Source organism: Novosphingobium sp., assembly GCF_032093395.1.
GTDB lineage: Bacteria > Pseudomonadota > Alphaproteobacteria > Sphingomonadales > Sphingomonadaceae > Novosphingobium.
Map to the genome: position 1 here is coordinate 2169 of NZ_DAMDBA010000025.1, position 19283 is coordinate 21451.

Below are 19283 nucleotides of genomic sequence, written 5' to 3' on the forward strand. Positions count from 1 at the left end.
TTCGTAGTTGTAGCCGTTCCAGGGCATGAACGCGACGAGCACGTTGCGGCCCAGAGCCAGTTCACCAAGCTCGGTGGAGGGACCGTCGGCGATGGTGTCGCCGGCCTGGATCACTTCGCCCACCTTCACCAGCGGACGCTGGTTGATGCAGGTCGACTGGTTCGAACGCTCGAACTTCTGCAGGCGGTAGATGTCGACGCCGGACTTGCCGGGTTCGATATCGCCCGAGGCGCGGATGACGATACGGGTGGCGTCCACCTGGTCGACGATACCCGCGCGCAGCGCCGAGATCGCGGCGCCCGAGTCACGCGCAACGGTCTCTTCCATGCCGGTGCCGACGAACGGAGCGTCCGCCTTCACGAGCGGCACGGCCTGACGCTGCATGTTCGAGCCCATGAGTGCGCGGTTGGCGTCGTCGTTTTCCAGGAACGGAATGAGCGAGGCGGCCACCGAGACGAGCTGCTTGGGCGAAACGTCCATCAGCGTGATCTGGTCGCGGGGGCTCATCACGAATTCGCCGTTCTGGCGAGCCGAGACGAGTTCCTCGACGAACGAACCGTCGGTGTTCAGCCCGGCCGACGCCTGCGCGACGGTGTGCTTCTGCTCTTCCATGGCGGAGAGATAGACGACGTCCTTCGACACGTGACCGTCCACGACGCGGCGGTACGGCGTTTCGATGAAGCCGTACTTGTTGACGCGGGCGAAGGTCGACAGCGAGTTGATCAGACCGATGTTCGGGCCTTCCGGCGTTTCAATCGGGCAGATGCGGCCGTAGTGGGTCGGGTGAACGTCGCGGACTTCGAAGCCGGCACGCTCACGGGTAAGACCGCCCGGCCCGAGCGCCGAGACGCGGCGCTTGTGGGTGACTTCCGAGAGCGGGTTGGTCTGGTCCATGAACTGCGAGAGCTGCGAGGAACCGAAGAACTCGCGAACGGCGGCCACGGCGGGCTTGGCGTTGATGAGGTCGTTCGGCATGACCGTCGACACGTCGACCGACGACATGCGCTCCTTCACGGCGCGCTCCATGCGGAGCAGGCCGACGCGGTACTGGTTTTCGAGCAGCTCGCCCACCGAACGCACGCGGCGGTTGCCGAGGTTGTCGATGTCGTCGATTTCGCCCTTGCCGTCCTTGAGGCCGACCAGTTCCTTCACGACCGCGAGAATGTCGTCGGTGCGCAGGGTGGTGACGGTATCCTCGACGTCGAGGCCGAGACGCATGTTCAGCTTGACGCGGCCCACGGCCGAGAGGTCGTAGCGGTCGGCGTCGAAGAACAGGCCGGCGAAGAGGGCTTCGGCGGTTTCCTTCGTCGGCGGTTCGCCCGGACGCATGACCTTGTAGATCGCTTCCAGACCCATGTCGCGATTGTCGGCCTTGTCGGCCTTCATCGTGTTCCGGATCCAGGGACCGGTGTTGATGTCGTCGATGTCGAGCAGGTCGATCTGGTCGATGCCCGCGCGATCGAGCGCTTCGAGGTTCTCGGGCGAGACTTCGTCGCCGGCCTCAATGTAGATGCGGCCGGTCGATTCGTCGATCAGATCCTTGGCCGAGTAGCGGCCGAAGATTTCCTCGGTCGGGATCAGCAGCTCTTCAAGACCGTCCTTCTGCGCCTTGTTGGCGGCGCGGGGGCTGATCTTGGTGCCGGCCGGGAATACGACTTCGCCGGACTTGGCGTCGACGATGTCGAACGCCGGCTTGGCGCCGCGCCATGCTTCGGACTGGTAGGGCAGCTGCCAGCCGCCCGAGCCGCGCTTCCAGGTCACGGTTTCGTAGAAGTAGTCGAGGATCTGCTCGCTATCCAGGCCGAGGCCGTAGAGCAGCGAGGTCACCGGCAGCTTGCGCTTGCGGTCGATACGGACGTTGACGATGTCCTTGGCGTCGAACTCGAAGTCGAGCCAGGAACCGCGATACGGAATCACGCGGGCGGCGAAGAGGAACTTGCCCGACGAGTGCGTCTTGCCGCGGTCATGGTCGAACAGGACGCCCGGCGAACGGTGCATCTGCGACACGATCACGCGCTCGGTGCCGTTGATGAAGAAGGTGCCGTTCTCGGTCATGAGCGGCATGTCGCCCATGTAGACGTCCTGCTCCTTGATATCGAGGACCGAGCGGGTTTCGGTCTCGGCGTCCACTTCGAACACGATCAGGCGCAACGTGACCTTCATCGGGGCCGCATAGGTGATGCCGCGCTGGCGGCACTCGGTCACGTCGTACTTCGGCTCTTCCAGCTCGTAGTGGACGAAGTCCAGCTCGCTGGTGCCGGCGAAGTCGCGGATCGGGAAGACCGAGCGCAGGGTCTTTTCCAGGCCCGAGACATAGCCCGTGGCCGGGTTCGAGCGCAGGAACTGTTCGTAGCTCTCGCGCTGGACCTCGATCAGGTTGGGCATCTGGACGACTTCGTGGATGTCGCCGAAGATCTTGCGGATCCGCTTCTTGGCGGATCGGACGCTTGCGGGCTTGGTGGCCATGAGCTGGTCTTTGCCTCTTCGCTTCTGATGACCGATTCGCATGAACCGGCCCATAAAAATTCGTCGTCGCGAGTGACGTCTATCCTGTCTTGCAACAGGCATCCGAAACGCGAAAAGGCCGCCCGGCACGCGCGGAAACCCTAGGGTTCTACCGTTGCGGCCAGCAGCCTTTCGCGTCAGATGAAACCCGTATCGCTTCCTTCCCGGGCCAGTCCCCGCGCATGGACCGGCCTTGCTCGAAGCGATCGAGCGAGTGGCGCATATAGGAGCCGCCTGCCGTGCTGTCAAACGAACCCGCCGCTACCCCGGCCGTCAAGGAGGCAGTCGCCGGATGCCTGCCGCCTTGGTCTCGATCTCGTTAAACAATGTGCGATATATCGTTTTTCAATATTATTGATTGACGATAAGCGAATCAGGGATTATTGATTTTCGATATCGAGCTTATCGGAGAACGAACAATGGTCTTCTCGCATAACCCGGCGGTCTCCCGCCCATTCGCGATCCTTCTTTCGGCGGCGTTCGTAGCTGCCTGCTGGCTGCCGACGATTTCGGTGCCGGCGCAGGCCGCCGACGGTGCCGCGGCGTCGTCTTACGGGCTCTCTGATCAGGGCGCCCGGATCGTCATCGCGGCACCCGCCGCGCCGGCACTGATGTAAACACGGGAAGGGCTGGCATCATGACTTCCACCATGCAATCGATCACCCGCGACCCGCTGCTCGCCGTGGCGAGGGGGCTGCTCTGGTTCCTGATGGCCAGCATGGTCATCGCCATCGCCGCCTGTATCGTCGCGGTTCCGCTGCTGCTCGTCTTCCGAAACGACATATCGGTGGAGATGGCCAGGGACATGCCGCTGGTGCTGCCGCAGTTCTTCTGGGTGGTCAGCGCGATCCTGGCGGTGGCCGCGATCCTCTGCGGTGTTCTGTTCCGCATCTTCCAGCTGCTGAAGCATATCGTCGGCACCGTGGGGGAAGGGGATCCCTTCGTGCCGGACAATGCCGTGCGGCTGACGCAGATGGCGTGGCTGACGCTGGTCGTGCAGCTGCTGGGCTTGCCGTTGTCGGGCCTCGGGGCGTGGGTCAACCGGATCGGCGAAGGTCACACCAAGTTGGAAACGATGGGCGGCATTTCCGGCAACGGGCTCCTGCTGATGCTGATTCTCTTCATCCTCGCCCGGGTCTTCCGCAAGGGCGCCGAAATGCGCGCCGAACTGGAAGGGACCGTGTAATGGGGGAAGACGGCACCGAAGGCGCGGGCATCGTGGTGAAGCTGGACGACCTGCTCCATGCCCGCCGCATGACGCTGACCGAACTGGCGGAGCGCATCGGCATCACGCTCGCCAATCTCTCGATCCTCAAGACCGGCAAGGCCAAGGCGATCCGCTTTTCGACGCTGGAGGCGATCTGCCGGGAACTGGACTGCCAGCCGGGCGACCTGCTGGGATACGATCCCGGGCAAGGTTGACTACACCTCCTGCTTGACTCCGGCCGCGCTTTCAGCCAAAGGCGCGGCCGAACCACATGGGTCTCGGCCCATGGTTCATCCGTCCGAGACAGTTGGTGCTTCCCATTTGCGGGGGGCTTAATTTCCAGCCTAGACGGGGAACAGGAAATTTTCCGGTCCTTCGCTCCTTTTTCGAAGCGTGGTGCCAGGTTCGTGTTTCGGCACGAAAAACTCCTTCCCCTTCGCCAACGGACTCGCCCGAAGTGCATCAGCGCTTCGGACAAACGTAGCCGGCCGTGCGGGGCGCAAGTCCCAAGCGGTCACATGTGAAGGAGTAAGGCATGGATCGTTCGCAGAAAGCCGATTCGGTCGCCCAGCTCAACGCGGTCTTCAATGAGGTCGGCGTGGTGGTCATCACCCGCAACCTCGGCATGTCGGTGGCTCAGTCCACTGCCCTGCGCGGCAAGATCCGTGACGCGGGTGCGACCTACAAGGTTGCGAAGAACAGTCTTGCCAAGCTTGCCATCGTGGATACCGACTATGCCGGTATCGACGACTTCCTGACCGGCCCGACGGCCATCGCCACTTCGGTGGACCCCGTCGCTGCTGCAAAGGCTGTCGTGGACTTCGCCAAGACGACCGACAAGATCGAGATCGTCGGCGGCGCGATGGGTTCGCAGGTTCTGGATGCAACGGGTGTCAAGGCTCTCGCCTCGATGCCCTCGCTCGACGAACTGCGCGCCAAGCTCATCGGCCTCGTTCAGGCTCCGGCGACCAAGATCGCCCAGCTTCAGACCGCTCCGGCGGCCAAGCTGGCGCGCGTCTTCGCTGCCTACGCCGACAAGGCTGCTTGAGTTCGAGCTTAAGCAACGCTTTTCTAACGATTTATTCCGCCGCTGGGCATGAGGCTCACGGTGGACCACAGATCAGGAGTTATTATCATGGCCGATATCGCCAAGCTTGTTGAAGAACTGTCGCAGCTGACCGTCCTCGAGGCCGCTGACCTCGCCAAGGCTCTCGAAGAAGCATGGGGCGTTTCCGCCGCTGCTGCCGTTGCCGTGGCTGCTGCCCCGGCCGGTGAAGCCGCTGCCGTCGAAGAAAAGACCGAATTCGACGTGATCCTCACCGGCGACGGTGGCAAGAAGATCAACGTCATCAAGGAAGTCCGCGCCATCACCGGTCTGGGCCTGGCTGAAGCCAAGGCTCTCGTCGAAGGCGCTCCGAAGGCCGTCAAGGAAGGCGCTTCGAAGGCTGAAGCCGAAGAAATCAAGAAGAAGATCGAAGAAGCCGGCGGCACCGTCGAGCTCAAGTAGTCCGCTGCGGGCCCTGGCCCGCGCCGATTATCGATCTTCTCGGTTCTTCCGAGCAGACAAGGAAGGGCGGCTCCTCGGGGCCGCCCTTTCTCTTTGTCCTGTTGACGCGCGAAACGAATATCCATAACGCGATATATAACGTGGTATGGAGTTTATGAAGTGACTGATGTGATCGCGCGCCTCGGCGGTGTCTATCTCGGCAGCCGACTCAAGCGACTGGCCGAGCGTCTTCAGGGCGATGCGGCGCAGATCATCCAGGCGGCCGGCGTTTCCGCGCAGCCTGGCCAGATGCCGCTGCTGACCGCGCTGGAAGCAGGCGCGATGACGGTGGGCCAGCTTGCAGAAGCGGTCGGATCCAGTCAGCCAGGGGTGACAAGGGCGATCGGCCAGCTGGCCGCGCTCGAACTGGTGAAGACGGAGCAGGGCAGCGATCTCCGCCAGCGCCTCGTCTCACTGACTCCGGCCGGACAGGCGGCCATGAACCGGGCAAGAATGCAGGTCTGGCCTGGCGTCGGCCTTGCCGTGGACGAAATGTGCGGAGGCGAGACGGCGGCGCTGCTGGCGCTTCTCGAGCGTGTCGAAACCGCGCTGGACGAATCGTCGATGGTGGCCCGTTACGAAAGACTCCAGCCTCCGGTCCTGACCATCCGCGAATTCAGCGATGACCTTGCCCAGGACTTCCATGACATCAATGCCGAGTGGATCGAGGCGATGTTCCAGCTGGAGCCCACCGACCGCGACGTCCTCGAAAATCCGCGCCGCCGCATCATCGAGCCGGGCGGCACCATCCTATTCGTGGAAGCACAGGGGCTGGGCGTGGTCGGCGCCTGCGCGCTTCAGAAGACGGGCGAGCGTTCTTTCGAACTGACGAAGATGGGGGTGCGACAATCGGCGCGCGGCCTCAAGGCGGGGGAGTTCCTGCTCGCCGCGATGATCGGGCGGGCGCGGGAAATGGGCGCCGATCCGCTTTACCTGCTGACCAACAAGCACTGCGAGGCGGCGATCCATCTCTATGAGAAGCTGGGCTTCCGCCACGATGCCGGGATCATGGCTCAATATGGCGCGCGTTATGAGCGATGCGACGTGGCGATGCGCTATGCAGGGCCCGGCGTTTAGGGCGCGGATCCCCGACCGGCCGTCACTTCAGGGTTTCGAGGTAGTCGATCACGTCCTTGCGCCGCTGGGGATCGGGTACGCCGATCACCATCTTGGTGCCGGGAACCATCTTCATGGGGCCTTGCAGCCAGGTGTCGAGCGACTGGCGGTCCCAGGTCACGCCCGAGGCCTTGAGGGCGGGGCTGAAATTGAAGCCGGGCACTTCTCCGGCCCGGGTGCCGACGATCCCGAACAGCGAGGGGCCGATGCCGTTCCGGCCAGGCTCCACCGAATGGCAGGACCGGCAGGTCGCGAAGCCGGGCGGGGCGTTCGCGAGTCTGGCACTCGCCGCGGCTGAGTTCGCGGATGCCGTCGGGGCGGCCGTACCGGCATCGTCAGGTGTTTCGGAATTGTCCTGCGACCCGCCGCAAGCGGCAAGCAGGAGCAGGGGAGACGCGATAATCAGGCGTGAAGTCGTCATGGTTTCTCCGGTGCTGGCGGTGCCCTATTCCACCGCCCGTCCGATGGGAAGACCATGACATCGCGCAAATCCCGAGGAACAGGCCCTGAATTTCCTTTCGCTACTCGGTCCCGTCCCCTATCGACCCTGCCGATAATGACTGCGAAAATGGCGACACAGCACCTTTCCTCGACTTTCCGGGCCGAACTCGGCGCCACCCTGCGACTTGCCGGGCCGCTCGCGCTCGCCAATCTTCTCCAGATGGCGGTCTTTGCGACCGACGTGATCTTCGTGGCGCGTCTCGGCCAGCAGGCTCTGGCCGCATCGAGCCTGGCCATCGCCATCGTCGCCCTGATGATGATGGGCATCAACGGCGTCACCGGCGCAGTCGCCCCGCTGATCGCCGCCGAGATCGGCCGCCGCTCCACTTCGGTGCGCGAAGTGCGCCGCTCCGCGCGCATGGCGCTCTGGGTGGCGGTGATGTTCAGCCTGGGCGCCATTGCGATCTCGCAGTTCGGCGAATGGCTGATGGACGTTACCGGGCAGGAGCCTGAAGTTGCGGGGCTGGCTGCGCATTTCCTCAAGATCGTTTCGATCGCCGTGCTGCCGATGACGATCGCCAACGTGCTTCGCACATTCGTTTCCGCGCTTGGAAGGCCGTTCTTCGCGACTCTCATCACCGCGCTTGCGATCGGCGTGAATGCTTTAGGCAACTACGTGCTGGTGTTCGGGCACTTCGGTTTTCCCGAACTGGGTCTGATGGGCTCGGCGATAGCCAGCATCACGACGGCCTGCGTCATGGTGCTGGCCTATGTCATCGCCATCCGCGGCGATCGCAGACTGCGGCGTTACCAGGTGTTCGGACGCATCTGGCGTCCCGAATGGCAGCGCCTGCGCCAGATCCTTGCGCTCGGCCTGCCGATCGCCGCGACGCTGATCGCGGAGGGCGGCCTGTTCAGCGGTGCCGCCTTCCTCATGGGGCGGATCGGCGAAGCACAGCTTGCCGCTCATACCGTGGCCCTTCAGATCGCGGCCTTCGCGTTCCAGGTGCCGTTCGGCGTGGGGCAGGCGGCGACGATCCGCGTCGGCTATCATTATGGCGCGGGCAACCGCTTGGGCGTCGGCCAGGCGGGCTGGGCGGCGATCACCGTGGCGATGATCTTCATGGTCCTCTCCGCCTCGACGATGCTCCTGGCCCCGCGTCTGATTCTGTCGGCCTATGTCGATGTGGAGGCGCCCCAGAACGCCGTCCTCGTCGGCTTTGCGCTCCACTTCCTGTTCGTGGCGGCGATATTCCAGCTGACCGACGGGCTTCAGGCCGTGGCCGCAGGGGCGCTGCGCGGCATACAGGATACGCGTGTGCCGATGGCGATTGCCCTGTTCGGATACTGGGCCGCAGGCTTTGCGACTTCGGCGGTACTGGGCCTGTTCACGCCGCTGGAAGGTGTGGGCGTATGGATCGGCCTTGCCGTGGGGTTGACGGTGGCGGCATTCATGCTCATCGCCCGCTGGCACTGGCGCGAAGAGTTCCACCTCGACCGGGTGTAACGCTCTCGTCTCATCTTGCATCCATACCGGGTGAGAAATTTTTGCCGGGCCGACGCTTGACGCCGCTACGGGGCCGAACCATATCCACGGCCGTTGGCACTCTTCGAGTGTGAGTGCCAATTCCAGTTTCTTGCCCTTTTAGTTCGTAGGATAAGGGAGATCCCCATGACTTTTCGCCCGCTGCACGACCGTGTTCTCGTGCGCCGCGTCGAGGCCGAAGAAAAGACGGCCGGTGGCATCATCATCCCCGACAGCGCCAAGGAAAAGCCGGCTGAAGGCGAAATCGTCGCCGTCGGTACCGGCGCCCGCGCCGAAAACGGCACCATCACCCCCCTCGACGTCAAGGTTGGCGACCGCGTGCTGTTCGGCAAGTGGTCGGGCACCGAGGTCAAGGTCGGCGGTGAAGACCTGCTGATCATGAAGGAATCGGACATCCTCGGAGTGATCGGCTGAGCCGATTGCGAAGATCCCGGACCTGATCCGGGATCGCGGTGTTCCTGCACGACATATCTTGGGCGCTGACCCGCCCGCGATCCCGGACCAGGTCCGGGATGACGAACAAAGGAATTCAAAATGGCAGCCAAGGACGTAAAGTTCGGCCGCGACGCGCGTGAACGCATTCTCGCCGGCGTCGATACCCTCGCCAATGCCGTCAAGGTGACCCTGGGCCCCAAGGGCCGCAACGTCGTGATCGAGAAGAGCTTCGGCGCTCCCCGCATCACCAAGGACGGCGTTTCGGTCGCCAAGGAAATCGAACTCAAGGACAAGTTCGAGAACATGGGCGCGCAGATGCTGCGCGAAGTGGCCTCGAAGGCCAACGACAAGGCCGGTGACGGCACCACCACCGCGACCGTTCTCGCCCAGGCGATCGTTCGCGAAGGCATGAAGTCGGTTGCCGCCGGCATCAACCCGATGGATCTCAAGCGCGGCATCGATCTCGCCGTCCTCAAGGTCGTCGAGAACCTCAAGACCCGCTCGACCCCGGTCGCCGGTTCGTCGGAAATCGCCCAGGTCGGCATCATCTCCGCCAACGGTGACACCGAAGTCGGCGAGAAGATCGCCGAAGCCATGGAAAAGGTCGGCAAGGAAGGCGTCATCACCGTCGAAGAGGCCAAGGGTCTCGAATTCGAACTCGACGTCGTCGAAGGCATGCAGTTCGACCGCGGCTACCTGTCGCCCTACTTCGTCACCAACCCCGAGAAGATGACGGTCGAACTCGAAAACCCGTACATCCTCATCCACGAAAAGAAGCTCTCGTCGCTCCAGGCGCTGCTTCCGATCCTGGAAGCCGTGGTGCAGTCGGGTCGTCCGCTCCTCATCATCGCCGAAGACATCGAGGGCGAGGCCCTGGCCACGCTCGTCGTCAACAAGCTGCGTGGCGGCCTGAAGATCGCAGCCGTCAAGGCTCCGGGCTTCGGCGATCGTCGTAAGGCCATGCTGGGCGACATCGCCACGCTGACCGCCGGCGAGATGATCTCGGAAGACCTGGGCATCAAGCTCGAGAGCGTCACGCTCGGCATGCTTGGCGAAGCCAAGAAGGTCACCATCGACAAGGACAACACCGTCATCGTCGACGGCGCCGGTTCGCATGAAGACATCAAGGGCCGCGTCGACCAGATCCGTTCGCAGATCGAAGTCACCACCTCGGACTACGACCGCGAAAAGCTCCAGGAGCGTCTGGCCAAGCTTGCTGGCGGCGTTGCCGTCATCAAGGTCGGCGGTGCGACCGAAGTCGAAGTGAAGGAGCGCAAGGACCGCGTCGACGACGCTCTCCACGCGACCCGCGCTGCCGTTGAAGAAGGCATCGTCCCCGGCGGCGGCACCGCGCTGCTCTTCGCGACGCGCGCTCTCGAAGGCCTGACCGGCGCCAACGAAGACCAGACCCGCGGCATCGACATCATCCGCAAGGCGATCACCGCCCCGGTCAAGCAGATCGCCGAGAACGCCGGCAGCGACGGCGCCGTCATCGCGGGCAAGCTGCTCGACCAGTCGGACGAAGGCATCGGCTTCAACGCCGCCACCGACGTCTACGAGAACCTGAAGGCCGCCGGCGTCATCGACCCGACCAAGGTCGTGCGCACCGCGCTTCAGGATGCGGCTTCGGTCGCCGGCCTGCTGATCACCACCGAAGCGGCGATCAGCGACAAGCCGGAAGACAAGGCTTCCATGCCGGCAATGCCCGACATGGGCGGCATGGGCGGAATGGGCGGCTTCTAAGCCACTCCCGTCACCGACGCGAATTGGGGCCGGAAGGAGCGATCCTTCCGGCCCTTTTCGTTTTCTTCGCGAAGACCAATTCGTTCATCTGCGCGAAAGGATTGTTCGATTCCAAGCAATTGCCCGCATGGAACATGCAATTCATCGCGCAAGGCTGGCGCTTTGCCTCGTTCGCGTTAACTCTACGGGAACATGTTAAAGCACAGGGTGGGATCTGCATGATCGGGGCAGACAAACTCGTCGCGCGGTGCCGCATGGGCACCAGGCGCTTCCTCAAGGTTGCAACCTTGGCCACCGGGAGCATGACTCTCGGCCTGCTGGCGTCCGCGCCCGCTCAGGCCCAGGCCCAAGCCCAGTTTCGCGCGCAAGCCGCCGCCATCGGCGACGTGCAGGATTCGTTCGATTCGGTGTTCGGCACCGAGCAACGGCAGCCGCGCACCTATTCCAGCGATTTCGGCAAGCAGCTTGCCGCTGTGGCGGAAGCCTCGCACGGCCGCATCGGCGTGGCCGCCATGGACTTGTCCACCGGCCGCATGGTGGACGTTCTCGGCAACCAGCGCTTCCCCATGGCCAGCACCAGCAAGATCGCCATCGCCGCGACTTTCCTGGACGGTGTGGACAAGGGCAAGTGGACGCTTTCCAGCGAATTCCCGCTGATGGTGCCGGTGCCTTCCGCGCCGTTCTCCAGCTCGATCGCGCCGGTGCGCGCCGGCACTTACATGAGCGCGCGCCAGCTGATCGAGATCATGATCACCCGATCCAACAACTACGCCACCGATGCCTTGCTCAAGGTGGTAGGCGGCCCTTCGGCGGTGAACGCCTGGGTGCGCCGCACCGGCATCGAGGAGTGGCATATCGATCGCGACATCGCCACCCTGGTGCGCGATGACGGCGCCATCGATCCGGCCAAGGTCGTCGACAAGCGGGACAGCGCCACGCCGATCGCGGTGGTGGAACTGCTCGCGGGAATCTACCAGGGCAAATGGATGAGCAAGCAGGGGCGTGACGTGCTGCTGGGGGCGATGAGCCGCACCGTCACGGGCAAGCGGCGCATCCGCGCGGGGCTTCCCGCCGAGGTCACCGTTTCGCACAAGACCGGGTCGCTCAACAACACATCCAGCGATATCGGCATCATCGAAGGGCCGGACGGCAACGCCTATGCCGTGGCGATCTACGTCACCGGGCAGGGCACCCGCCCCAACCGCGAGGCCCGGATCGCCAGCATCGCCCGCACGATCTACAACGGTTACCTGGCCGAGGGCCTGGCCTACCGCACCGCTGCGCGCTGAGGCCTGGCCGCTTCGCGTTGAAGCGGCCTTACCGGCATGAAAAAAGGCGCTCCGGAGCAGTCCGGAGCGCCTTTTTCTGGTGATCGGGCTTCGCGGCCGATCAGTGCTGATCGTTGGTGTGCGGGGTGCTCTCGGCATCGGTGACGTCGGCGGCGGCCTTCTCGGCGTCGGCGGCGATGTCGTCGGTGGTCTTCTCGGCCTTCTTGGCGGCGTCGGCGGCAGCGTCCTTCACGCCATCGGCGGCATCGTTGGCGACGTTCGAGGCCTTGTTGCCGAGATCGCTGACGGCATCGCCCACGTCTTCAGCGGCTTCCGACATATCGCCGGCGGCCGAGGTGGCGGTGTCCGAAGCGGCATCCTGCGTCTTTTCCGAGCAGGCGGCGAGCGACAGGGCTGCGACGGCGGCAGTGGCGGCGATAACGATCTTGCGCATGTTCTCGGTATTCCCTCGTTTTGCTAAAAAGCGTTTGCTAAAAAGACAAACCCCCGTGAGCCCATCCGCAGATATGAGCGGCTTCGCCCCTTGAGCGGGAAACTAGGCCGGTCGCGAATGCGTTTCAAGCAGTCGCGGGCAAACGACCGTGGAGCGAATTGGTTCCCGCTCGCTCTCATCGGCCGATTTCACCGGCCGCGTGTCACTGGGCTGCTGACGGCCGGTGCCCGCGCTGCTAGGGATCAGGCCATGGATTCCAAGCAGCATCTCTACCTCGTCGATGGTTCGGCCTATATCTTCCGCGCCTATCACCGCCTGCCGCCCCTGACGAACCCGGAAGGGACGCCGGTCGGCGCGGTCTACGGCTACACGACGATGCTGTGGAAGCTGGCGGACGACCTGAACAAGGCCGATGGCCCGACGCACCTCGCGGTTATCCTCGATGCGGGCAGCCACTCGTTCCGCAACGACATCTACGACGACTACAAGGCCAACCGCCCGCCCCCGCCCGAGGATCTGGTCCCGCAGTTCCCGCTGATTCGCGACGCCACCCGCGCCTTCTCGCTGCCCTGCATCGAGGAAGTGGGCTTCGAGGCGGACGATCTCATCGCCTCCTACGCCCGCGAGGCGACGCGACAGGGCTGGGACGTGACCATCGTTTCCTCGGACAAGGATCTGATGCAGCTCGTGGGCAAGTGTGCGATCGGTGGCGGCTGTATCGACATGCTGGACACGATGAAGAACCAGCGCATCGACATTCCCGAAGTGGTCGAGAAGTTCGGCGTCCCGCCCGAAAAGGTGGGCGACGTGCTGGCGCTGATGGGGGACTCGGTGGACAACGTGCCGGGCGTGTTCGGCGTCGGCCCCAAGACCGCAACCAAGCTGATCCAGGACTACGGCGACCTTGAGGCGGCGCTGGCAGCGGCACCGTCGATGAAAAAGTCCAAGCTGCAAGAGCGCCTGATCGAGCAGGCCGACCAGGCGCGCCTGTCCAAGGTGCTGGTCACGCTCAAGGAAGACTGCACGCTGCCGATGGCGCTGGACGAATTCAAGCTGGATGCGATCCCGCCCGAGCCGCTGGCCGACTTCCTGGGCAAGCACGGTTTTACCAGCCTGCTCAAGCGTCTGGACGGGGGGCGCGGCAGCCCGGACCGTCCGACCCAGCTCAATCCGGCCAAGCCGGTCACTGCCGCCGGCAGTGCGACCGAAGGCGCTTCGCGCCAGCCGCTGCCCGAATGGCCGGCGGTGGACTATGCCGCCTACGAATGCGTGCAGACGGTCGAGGCTCTGGAGCGCTGGGTGGCACGCGGGCTGGCCGCGCATGTCCTTGCCATCGACACCGAAACCTCGATGCTCGATGCGATGAAGGCGGACCTTGCCGGTATCAGCCTTGCGCTTGGGCCGAACGATGCCTGCTACATCCCGCTCGGCCACGGCGGCAGCGATATGTTCGCGGAAAAGCCGCAGCAAGTGCCGCTGCAGACGGCACTGGCGCTGCTCAAGCCGCTGCTGGAAAGCGATGCGGTGCTCAAGGTCGGCCAGAACATCAAGTACGACCTCAACGTCCTGGCCCGGCATGACATCCTGGTCGCGCCGGTGGACGATACGATGATCGTCAGCTTCTGCCTCGACGCGGGCCGCCAGATCGAGGGCATCGGCGGCGGCCACGGCATGGACGAGCTTTCCGAACGCCATCTCTCGCACAAGACCATGGCCTTCAAGGACGTCTGCGGCACCGGCAAGAAGGCGATTCCTTTCGGCGAAGTGCCGCTCGACCGCGCCACGCCTTATGCGGCCGAGGACGCGGACGTGACCTGGCGGCTGCATTCGCTGCTCAAGCCGCGCCTCTCGGACGAGGGCGGCACGCGGATCTACGAGCGTGTCGACCGGCCGCTGATCCCGGTGGTGGCCCAGATGGAGCGCCATGGCATCAAGGTGGATCGCGAGAAGCTCGCCGGTCTCTCCAGCCAGTTCGCTGAGGCCATCGGCAAGCTGGAGAGCGAGATCCACGGCAAGGTCGGCCAGGAATTCACCATCGGCAGCCCCAAGCAGCTTGGCGATATCCTGTTCGAAAAGCTCGGCTACAAGGGCGGCAAGAAGGGCAAGAGCGGGCAGTATTCCACCGACCAGTCGGTGCTGGAAAAGCTGGCGAGCGAGGGCGCCGAAGTGGCTACCCAGGTGCTGGAATGGCGCCAGCTTTCGAAACTGCGCTCGACCTATACCGAGGCCTTGCAGGCGGCGATCAATCCGCAAACCGGGCGCGTCCACACCAGCTACAGCCTGGTCGGCGCGCAGACCGGGCGTCTTTCCTCCACCGATCCGAACCTCCAGAACATCCCGATCCGCACCGAGATCGGGCGCCAGATCCGCGACTGTTTCGTGGCCGAGCCGGGCAATGTCCTGCTTGCGGTCGACTATTCGCAGATCGAACTGCGCCTTGCCGCGCACATGGCCGATGTGCCCAGCCTGAAGGAAGCCTTTGCCCAGGGCGAGGACATCCACTCGCGCACGGCGATGGAAATGTTCGGCACCGTGGACCGCGACACGCGCGGGCGGGCCAAGACCATCAACTTCGCCATCCTCTACGGCATCTCTCGCTGGGGCCTCGCAGGCCGTCTCGGCACCGAGGCGGACGAGGCGCAGGCGATGATCGACCGCTATTTCGAGCGCTTCCCGGGCATCCAGCGCTACATCGTCCACACGCTGGAGCAAGTGCGCGAGCGCGGCTATTCGGAAACGCTGTTCGGCCGCAAGACCTGGTTCCCGCGCATCACCTCGAAGAACGGCGCCGAACGCCAAGGTAGCGAGCGCGCCGCCATCAACGCCCCGATCCAGGGCACCAGCGCCGATATCATCAAGCGCGCCATGGTGCGCATGATGCCGGCTCTGGAGGCGGCGGGCCTGGGCCATGTGCGCATGCTGCTCCAGGTGCACGACGAACTCGTGTTCGAGCTGCCCGAGGGTGACGTTGCGGCGGCGTCGGACGTGATCCGCAATGTCATGGCGGGGGCGGCCGAGCCCTCGGTGAAACTGGACGTTCCGCTGGGCGTGGAGATCGGTTCCGGCCTAAGCTGGGGGGCGGCCCACTGAGGCACGTCAAGAAATTTTGCACAACGTCGTCCCGGACTTGATCCGGGACCGCTGGCCTCGCATCATCCAACTAGCGGCAAGGCGCGTTCCTGCAATGTCGCGCCTCAAGAATTGCCAGCGGTCCCGGATCAAGTCCGGGACGACGGGCTTTCTTTTCGGGCTTCTTCTCCAGCTATCTCCTCCGGCCTTTCTTCCCCGACCTGCCCCGAAAGCCCGATGAAGCGAGCAGATCGCTGAAACTGCTGCGATGCAGCATAGTTTCAGCCCCATGATCGATTTCATCGAAAGCCTGCTCGGCGGCCTGCCGGACTGGGCGGAACGTCCGTTGATGGCGCTGATCGCCGCGCTGATCGGCCTCGCTCTGGCGTTCATCGTCCACGCCCTGTTATTCCGCATTCTCCACCGGATCGCGCATCGCAGCGCGAGCGAAGCGGACGACATCGTCGTCAATCGTCTCAATCGCCCGACGCGCTGGGCCTTTCTCGCCATGGGTGTGGTTCTGGCGGCGCGTGAAACCCCGGCATTGGAGGCGGTGTGGGAGCGCTTCGCGCCTTTCGTGATGCCACTACTGACGGGTTGGGTTGCCGTTGCGATCCTGCGTGCTTTCGTGGAAGCGATGATCATGCGGGCCGACATCTCCGTGGAGAACAATCGCAACGCACGCCGTCGCCGCACCCGGCTTTCGATCTTCAGCCGCATCGGCACGTTCCTGATCGTGTTCCTCACCGTTTCCGGCATGCTGGCTTCGATACCCGGCGTGCGCGAGATCGGCGTGACCCTGATGGCTTCGGCCGGACTTGCCGCGCTGGCAGTGGGCGCGGCGGCGCAGCCGGCGCTCAAGGCGCTGATCGCGGGCTTCCAGATGGCCATGACCGAGCCGATTTCGATCGACGACGTCATCATCCTCGACGGCGAGTGGGGCCGGATCGAGGATATCCGCACCACTTACGTCGTCGTGCGGCTGTGGGACGAGCGCCGCCTTGTCGTGCCGTCCAACCGGTTTCTGGAGGACACCTTCCAGAACTGGACCAAGACGACATCGCAGCTGCTCGGCACGGTGTTCCTCTATCTCGACCAGGGCACCGACATCGGCCCGATCCGCGAGGAATATACGCGCCAGATCACCGCCCACCGTCTCTGGGACAAGCGGGCGCAAGTGCTTCAGGTGACCGATTGCAAGGACGAGGCCATCGAGGTCCGCCTGCTGATGAGCGCCCGCGATGGCCCGACGCTGTTCGACCTGCGCTGCGAGCTGCGCGAGAGCATGATGGACTGGATCCGCCGCAACCAGCCCGAGGCTCTCGTCCGGCGGCGGACCTTGCCGGTGGCGCCGGTCGAACTGGGCGCGAGCGCGGGGCTTGCGGAACTGGTCGCGGGATCGGTCAACCTGGACGCGCGCATAGCCAAGTCAAGCGGGGCCAATTGAACTTACCCTAGCGCGATGGTCTCTTCCAGGCCCAGCGCCTCGCGAAAGGCCGCATCGTGGCTGACGCAGACCACTGCGCCGTCATAGCCGTGCAGGGCCTCTTCCAGCATTTCCACAGAGGCGAGATCGAGGTGGTTGGTCGGTTCGTCGAGGATCAGCAGCCAGGGCACCTCGCGCCGGGTGAAAAGGCAGGCCAGCGCCAGACGCATCCGCTCGCCGCCGGAAAGACCGCCTACCGCGCGCTCCGCCCAGGCATTGCGAAAGCCGAAGCGGGCCAGCGCGGCATGGGCGGCGTGGCGGTCGGTCCCTGGATTGAGGCGCAAGTAGGCATCCAGCACGGTGCCGCTGTCGCCGAGGAGCGAGACGTGCTGGTCCAGCAGCGCGCTGCGTGATCTCGCGGCGCTAATCTCGCCCTGGTCCGGCTGGTCCAGCCCGGCGAGAATGCGGATCAGGCTGGTCTTGCCCGAACCGTTGGCGCCGGTGACGGCGATTCTCCGGGGGCCGCGGATCACCAGATCGAGTGGACCGAGCAAGTGCCTTCCGCCGCGCATGCAGGTAATGCCGCGGGCCTCGATCAGGACATGGCCGGAGGGCAGGCCGCTGGCCGGCAGCTCGATATGAATCGGGGCGAGCACTTCCACGTCGCGGCGCGCCGTTTCGAGGTCCTGTTGCGCGCGTCCCACGCGCTCGTCGCCCAGCTTGCCCTGGCGTCCGCCGGTTTCCTCGGCGCGCTGCCTGCGGGCGCCGAGCAGGATCTTCGGTGCGCCGCCCCGGGCGGCATCCTGACGGCCCCTGCTGTCGCGCCGGGCCTGTTTTTCGGTCTCTTCCTGACGTTCGCGACGTGAACGGCGCAGGGCGTCTTCGCTCCGTTCCAGCACTTCGGCGGCGCGGGCGCGCTCCCGGCTGCGTTGCTCGTCGAAAGCATCCCAGCCGCCGCCGACCATGTGGACGCCCGTGCCGGTCAGTTCGACGATACGATTGGCACGGCGCAGCAGTTCGCGATCGTGGCTGGCGACAAGGGCGCCGCCGTGCCAGCCGTCGAGCAGGTCCGCCACCACCTTGCGGCCCGCCTCATCGAGATTGTTGGTGGGCTCGTCCAGCAGGAGCACGTCCGGCTCGCCCATGAGGAGGCCGGTCAGCATCAGCCGGGTGCGCTGCCCGCCACTGAAGCCGGAGAGCGGCCGCTGGGGATCGAGATCGGCAAAACCGGCCAGCGCGGCGGCCTTTTCGAGGCGTTCGGGCAGGGTCCAGTCGGCCAGCTCGAAATCGTCGTCGTCGAACCGGCCCTGGGTGATGCGATCGAGGCGGGCGAACTGGGCGGCGAGGCCTAGCGCTTCGGCCACGCTGACGCGGTCGTCGGGCGGAAGCTGGTGCAGCAGGCCGACGCGGCCCTGTCGCGTGATCGTGCCTTCCAGAATCGGCGCTTCCCCGGCGATCGCGCGCAGCAGGGTGCTCTTGCCCGCGCCGTTGCGACCGACAAGGCCGAGCGTCTCGCGGCTGAGCGAGAAGGTGAGGTCGGAGAAAAGCGGGGAACCGTCTGGGGCCGAGCAGGCCACGCGGTCGAGAGTCAGGAATGTCATGGGAACACCGGCAGATAGCGTTTGGGAAAAACGGGCTATGTGCTCAGTCGTTCATCGATCCATTCCTTGGCTTGTTGGCCGCTTTCTACCGCAAGCGGCCCGCCCGGGCAAGTGATGCGCAAGTCAGAAGCGTTTCGTGCAGTCCGGGACGATCTGGAAGATCTGGTTCCAGTTCTTGCCGGTCACGAAAATGCGGTTTGCCGGTGCATCCCAGGCAATGCCGTTCAGCACGGCGTCCACGCCGCGCCCGCCCGCCTGTTCGCGCAGGCCGGTCAGGTCCAGCCAGGACGTGACTTTGCCGGTCTTCGGATCGATCCGGGCGATGCGGTCGGTCATCCAGACATTGGCCCAGATCTCGCCGCCTATCCATTCCAGCTCGTTGAGACTGGGCACCGGCTTGCCTTCGGCCGTCACGGCAAGGCTGCCGGTCTGGCGCATCGTCGCCGGATCGCGCAGGCGCAGCGTGGCGGAACCGTCGCTCTGGTAGATCGTCTCGCCGTGGCGGGTCATGGCCCAGCCTTCGCCCTCATAGCGGAACGTGCCCAGCAGCTTCAGCGTCGCGCGGTCCCAGCGATAGCCGATGCCGTCACGCCAGGTGAGGCTGATGAGCTGGTCTTTCCAGTCGACCAGCCCTTCGCCGAAGACGGCAGGGTCGACTTGCGCCTCATGTATCGGCTCCAGCGTTTCCAACTTGCGCACGACGATGCGGGAATCGCCTTCGCGGCCGGTGCTTTCGTAGAGCACGCCCCGGTCGAACAGCAGGCCCTCGGTAAAGGCGCCGGTATCGTGGGGGTAGGCATTGTCGATGCGGTAGGAGCAGACCGGCACGTCCTTCGCCTGCGCGGCGGGAACCGCCGCGATGAGGGCGATGGCGGCGACGAGCACGGTGCGGAGCGGAGAGGTCATGCGCGGGAGGTGCCGCAAGG

17 protein-coding genes are annotated in these 19283 nt (G+C 64.7%); 12 read left to right on the forward strand and 5 right to left on the reverse strand.

The features are described 5' to 3' along the window. Nucleotides 1-2466: DNA-directed RNA polymerase subunit beta (gene rpoB, locus RT424_RS10675; RefSeq protein WP_313437509.1), on the reverse strand; the 2466-nt coding region annotated here is incomplete at its 3' end. 422 nt (nt 2467-2888) lie between these two features. On the opposite strand from rpoB, the gene RT424_RS10680 reads away from it, so the two are divergent. The 6 genes from RT424_RS10680 (at nt 2889) to RT424_RS10705 (ending at nt 6335) form a co-directional block, all read left to right on the forward strand. Next, nucleotides 2889-3122 (forward strand): hypothetical protein, encoded by a 234-nt coding sequence (locus tag RT424_RS10680; RefSeq protein WP_313437512.1) that lies wholly within the window; start codon nt 2889-2891, stop codon nt 3120-3122. A gap of 20 nt (nt 3123-3142) precedes the next feature. Next, complete coding sequence (locus tag RT424_RS10685) at nt 3143-3691, forward strand: DUF2975 domain-containing protein (RefSeq protein ID WP_313437515.1); 549 nt, start codon at nt 3143-3145, stop codon at nt 3689-3691. Next, nucleotides 3691-3927, forward strand: coding sequence for a helix-turn-helix transcriptional regulator (locus tag RT424_RS10690; protein ID WP_313437518.1), 237 nt, complete (start codon nt 3691-3693; stop codon nt 3925-3927). The genes RT424_RS10685 and RT424_RS10690 overlap by 1 nt, the downstream gene beginning before the upstream one ends. Before the next feature lie 320 nt (nt 3928-4247). Then, entirely contained in the window at nt 4248-4760 is a 513-nt protein-coding gene (gene rplJ, locus RT424_RS10695; RefSeq protein ID WP_313437521.1) for a 50S ribosomal protein L10, read from the forward strand. Between the two features lie 87 nt (nt 4761-4847). Next, nucleotides 4848-5219 carry a 50S ribosomal protein L7/L12 gene (rplL, locus tag RT424_RS10700; protein WP_021232876.1) on the forward strand — a complete coding sequence of 124 codons (372 nt, stop codon included), beginning with the start codon at nt 4848-4850 and terminating at the stop codon, nt 5217-5219. Between the two features lie 159 nt (nt 5220-5378). Then, entirely contained in the window at nt 5379-6335 is a 957-nt protein-coding gene (locus RT424_RS10705) for a bifunctional helix-turn-helix transcriptional regulator/GNAT family N-acetyltransferase (RefSeq protein WP_313437524.1), read from the forward strand. Nucleotides 6336-6357: 22 nt separating this feature from the next. Here the strand turns inward: RT424_RS10705 and RT424_RS10710 are convergent, their stop codons facing one another. Further along, nucleotides 6358-6795: a c-type cytochrome gene (locus RT424_RS10710; RefSeq protein ID WP_313437527.1), complete on the reverse strand. Its 438-nt coding sequence runs from the start codon at nt 6793-6795 to the stop codon at nt 6358-6360. Between the two features lie 147 nt (nt 6796-6942). Between RT424_RS10710 and RT424_RS10715 the strand changes: the two genes are divergently transcribed. The 4 genes from RT424_RS10715 (at nt 6943) to RT424_RS10730 (ending at nt 11828) form a co-directional block, all read left to right on the forward strand. Further along, on the forward strand, nt 6943-8322 hold the full coding sequence (locus tag RT424_RS10715) for an MATE family efflux transporter (RefSeq protein WP_313437530.1): 1380 nt from the start codon (nt 6943-6945) through the stop codon (nt 8320-8322). Between the two features lie 165 nt (nt 8323-8487). Continuing rightward, on the forward strand, nt 8488-8775 hold the full coding sequence (groES, locus tag RT424_RS10720; RefSeq protein ID WP_086492655.1) for a co-chaperone GroES: 288 nt from the start codon (nt 8488-8490) through the stop codon (nt 8773-8775). 120 nt (nt 8776-8895) lie between these two features. After that, on the forward strand, nt 8896-10539 hold the full coding sequence (groL, locus tag RT424_RS10725) for a chaperonin GroEL (RefSeq protein WP_313437534.1): 1644 nt from the start codon (nt 8896-8898) through the stop codon (nt 10537-10539). A gap of 218 nt (nt 10540-10757) precedes the next feature. After that, nucleotides 10758-11828 carry a serine hydrolase gene (locus RT424_RS10730; protein WP_313437536.1) on the forward strand — a complete coding sequence of 357 codons (1071 nt, stop codon included), beginning with the start codon at nt 10758-10760 and terminating at the stop codon, nt 11826-11828. Between the two features lie 100 nt (nt 11829-11928). Here RT424_RS10730 and RT424_RS10735 read toward each other — a convergent pair whose 3' ends face one another. Then, complete coding sequence (locus tag RT424_RS10735; protein WP_313437539.1) at nt 11929-12261, reverse strand: hypothetical protein; 333 nt, start codon at nt 12259-12261, stop codon at nt 11929-11931. Nucleotides 12262-12510: 249 nt separating this feature from the next. Here RT424_RS10735 and polA point away from each other — a divergent pair, with 249 nt between their 5' ends. Together polA and RT424_RS10745 are read left to right on the forward strand one after the other, a co-directional pair. Further along, nucleotides 12511-15351: a DNA polymerase I gene (gene polA, locus RT424_RS10740; protein ID WP_313437541.1), complete on the forward strand. Its 2841-nt coding sequence runs from the start codon at nt 12511-12513 to the stop codon at nt 15349-15351. A 268-nt stretch (nt 15352-15619) separates the two neighbouring features. Then, on the forward strand, nt 15620-16777 hold the full coding sequence (locus RT424_RS10745; RefSeq protein WP_313437544.1) for a mechanosensitive ion channel family protein: 1158 nt from the start codon (nt 15620-15622) through the stop codon (nt 16775-16777). Between the two features lie 2 nt (nt 16778-16779). Here the strand turns inward: RT424_RS10745 and RT424_RS10750 are convergent, their stop codons facing one another. Continuing rightward, entirely contained in the window at nt 16780-18357 is a 1578-nt protein-coding gene (locus RT424_RS10750; RefSeq protein WP_313437547.1) for an ABC-F family ATP-binding cassette domain-containing protein, read from the reverse strand. A 123-nt stretch (nt 18358-18480) separates the two neighbouring features. Continuing rightward, on the reverse strand, nt 18481-19263 hold the full coding sequence (locus RT424_RS10755) for a glutaminyl-peptide cyclotransferase (RefSeq protein ID WP_313437548.1): 783 nt from the start codon (nt 19261-19263) through the stop codon (nt 18481-18483). Nucleotides 19264-19283: the final 20 nt, after the last annotated feature.

Excerpts from the sequence above, each read along its gene's own strand:
- RT424_RS10715 (WP_313437530.1), top strand. The coding sequence starts at position 6,943 with ATGGCGACACAGCACCTTTCCTCGACTTTCCGGGCCGAACTCGGCGCC.
- RT424_RS10730 (WP_313437536.1), top strand. The coding sequence starts at position 10,758 with ATGATCGGGGCAGACAAACTCGTCGCGCGGTGCCGCATGGGCACCAGG.
- groES (WP_086492655.1), top strand. The coding sequence starts at position 8,488 with ATGACTTTTCGCCCGCTGCACGACCGTGTTCTCGTGCGCCGCGTCGAG.
- rplJ (WP_313437521.1), top strand. The coding sequence starts at position 4,248 with ATGGATCGTTCGCAGAAAGCCGATTCGGTCGCCCAGCTCAACGCGGTC.
- RT424_RS10710 (WP_313437527.1), bottom strand. The coding sequence starts at position 6,795 with ATGACGACTTCACGCCTGATTATCGCGTCTCCCCTGCTCCTGCTTGCC.
- rplL (WP_021232876.1), top strand. The coding sequence starts at position 4,848 with ATGGCCGATATCGCCAAGCTTGTTGAAGAACTGTCGCAGCTGACCGTC.
- RT424_RS10755 (WP_313437548.1), bottom strand. The coding sequence starts at position 19,263 with ATGACCTCTCCGCTCCGCACCGTGCTCGTCGCCGCCATCGCCCTCATC.
- RT424_RS10685 (WP_313437515.1), top strand. The coding sequence starts at position 3,143 with ATGACTTCCACCATGCAATCGATCACCCGCGACCCGCTGCTCGCCGTG.
- polA (WP_313437541.1), top strand. The coding sequence starts at position 12,511 with ATGGATTCCAAGCAGCATCTCTACCTCGTCGATGGTTCGGCCTATATC.
- RT424_RS10750 (WP_313437547.1), bottom strand. The coding sequence starts at position 18,357 with ATGACATTCCTGACTCTCGACCGCGTGGCCTGCTCGGCCCCAGACGGT.
- groL (WP_313437534.1), top strand. The coding sequence starts at position 8,896 with ATGGCAGCCAAGGACGTAAAGTTCGGCCGCGACGCGCGTGAACGCATT.
- RT424_RS10690 (WP_313437518.1), top strand. The coding sequence starts at position 3,691 with ATGGGGGAAGACGGCACCGAAGGCGCGGGCATCGTGGTGAAGCTGGAC.
- RT424_RS10735 (WP_313437539.1), bottom strand. The coding sequence starts at position 12,261 with ATGCGCAAGATCGTTATCGCCGCCACTGCCGCCGTCGCAGCCCTGTCG.
- RT424_RS10745 (WP_313437544.1), top strand. The coding sequence starts at position 15,620 with ATGATCGATTTCATCGAAAGCCTGCTCGGCGGCCTGCCGGACTGGGCG.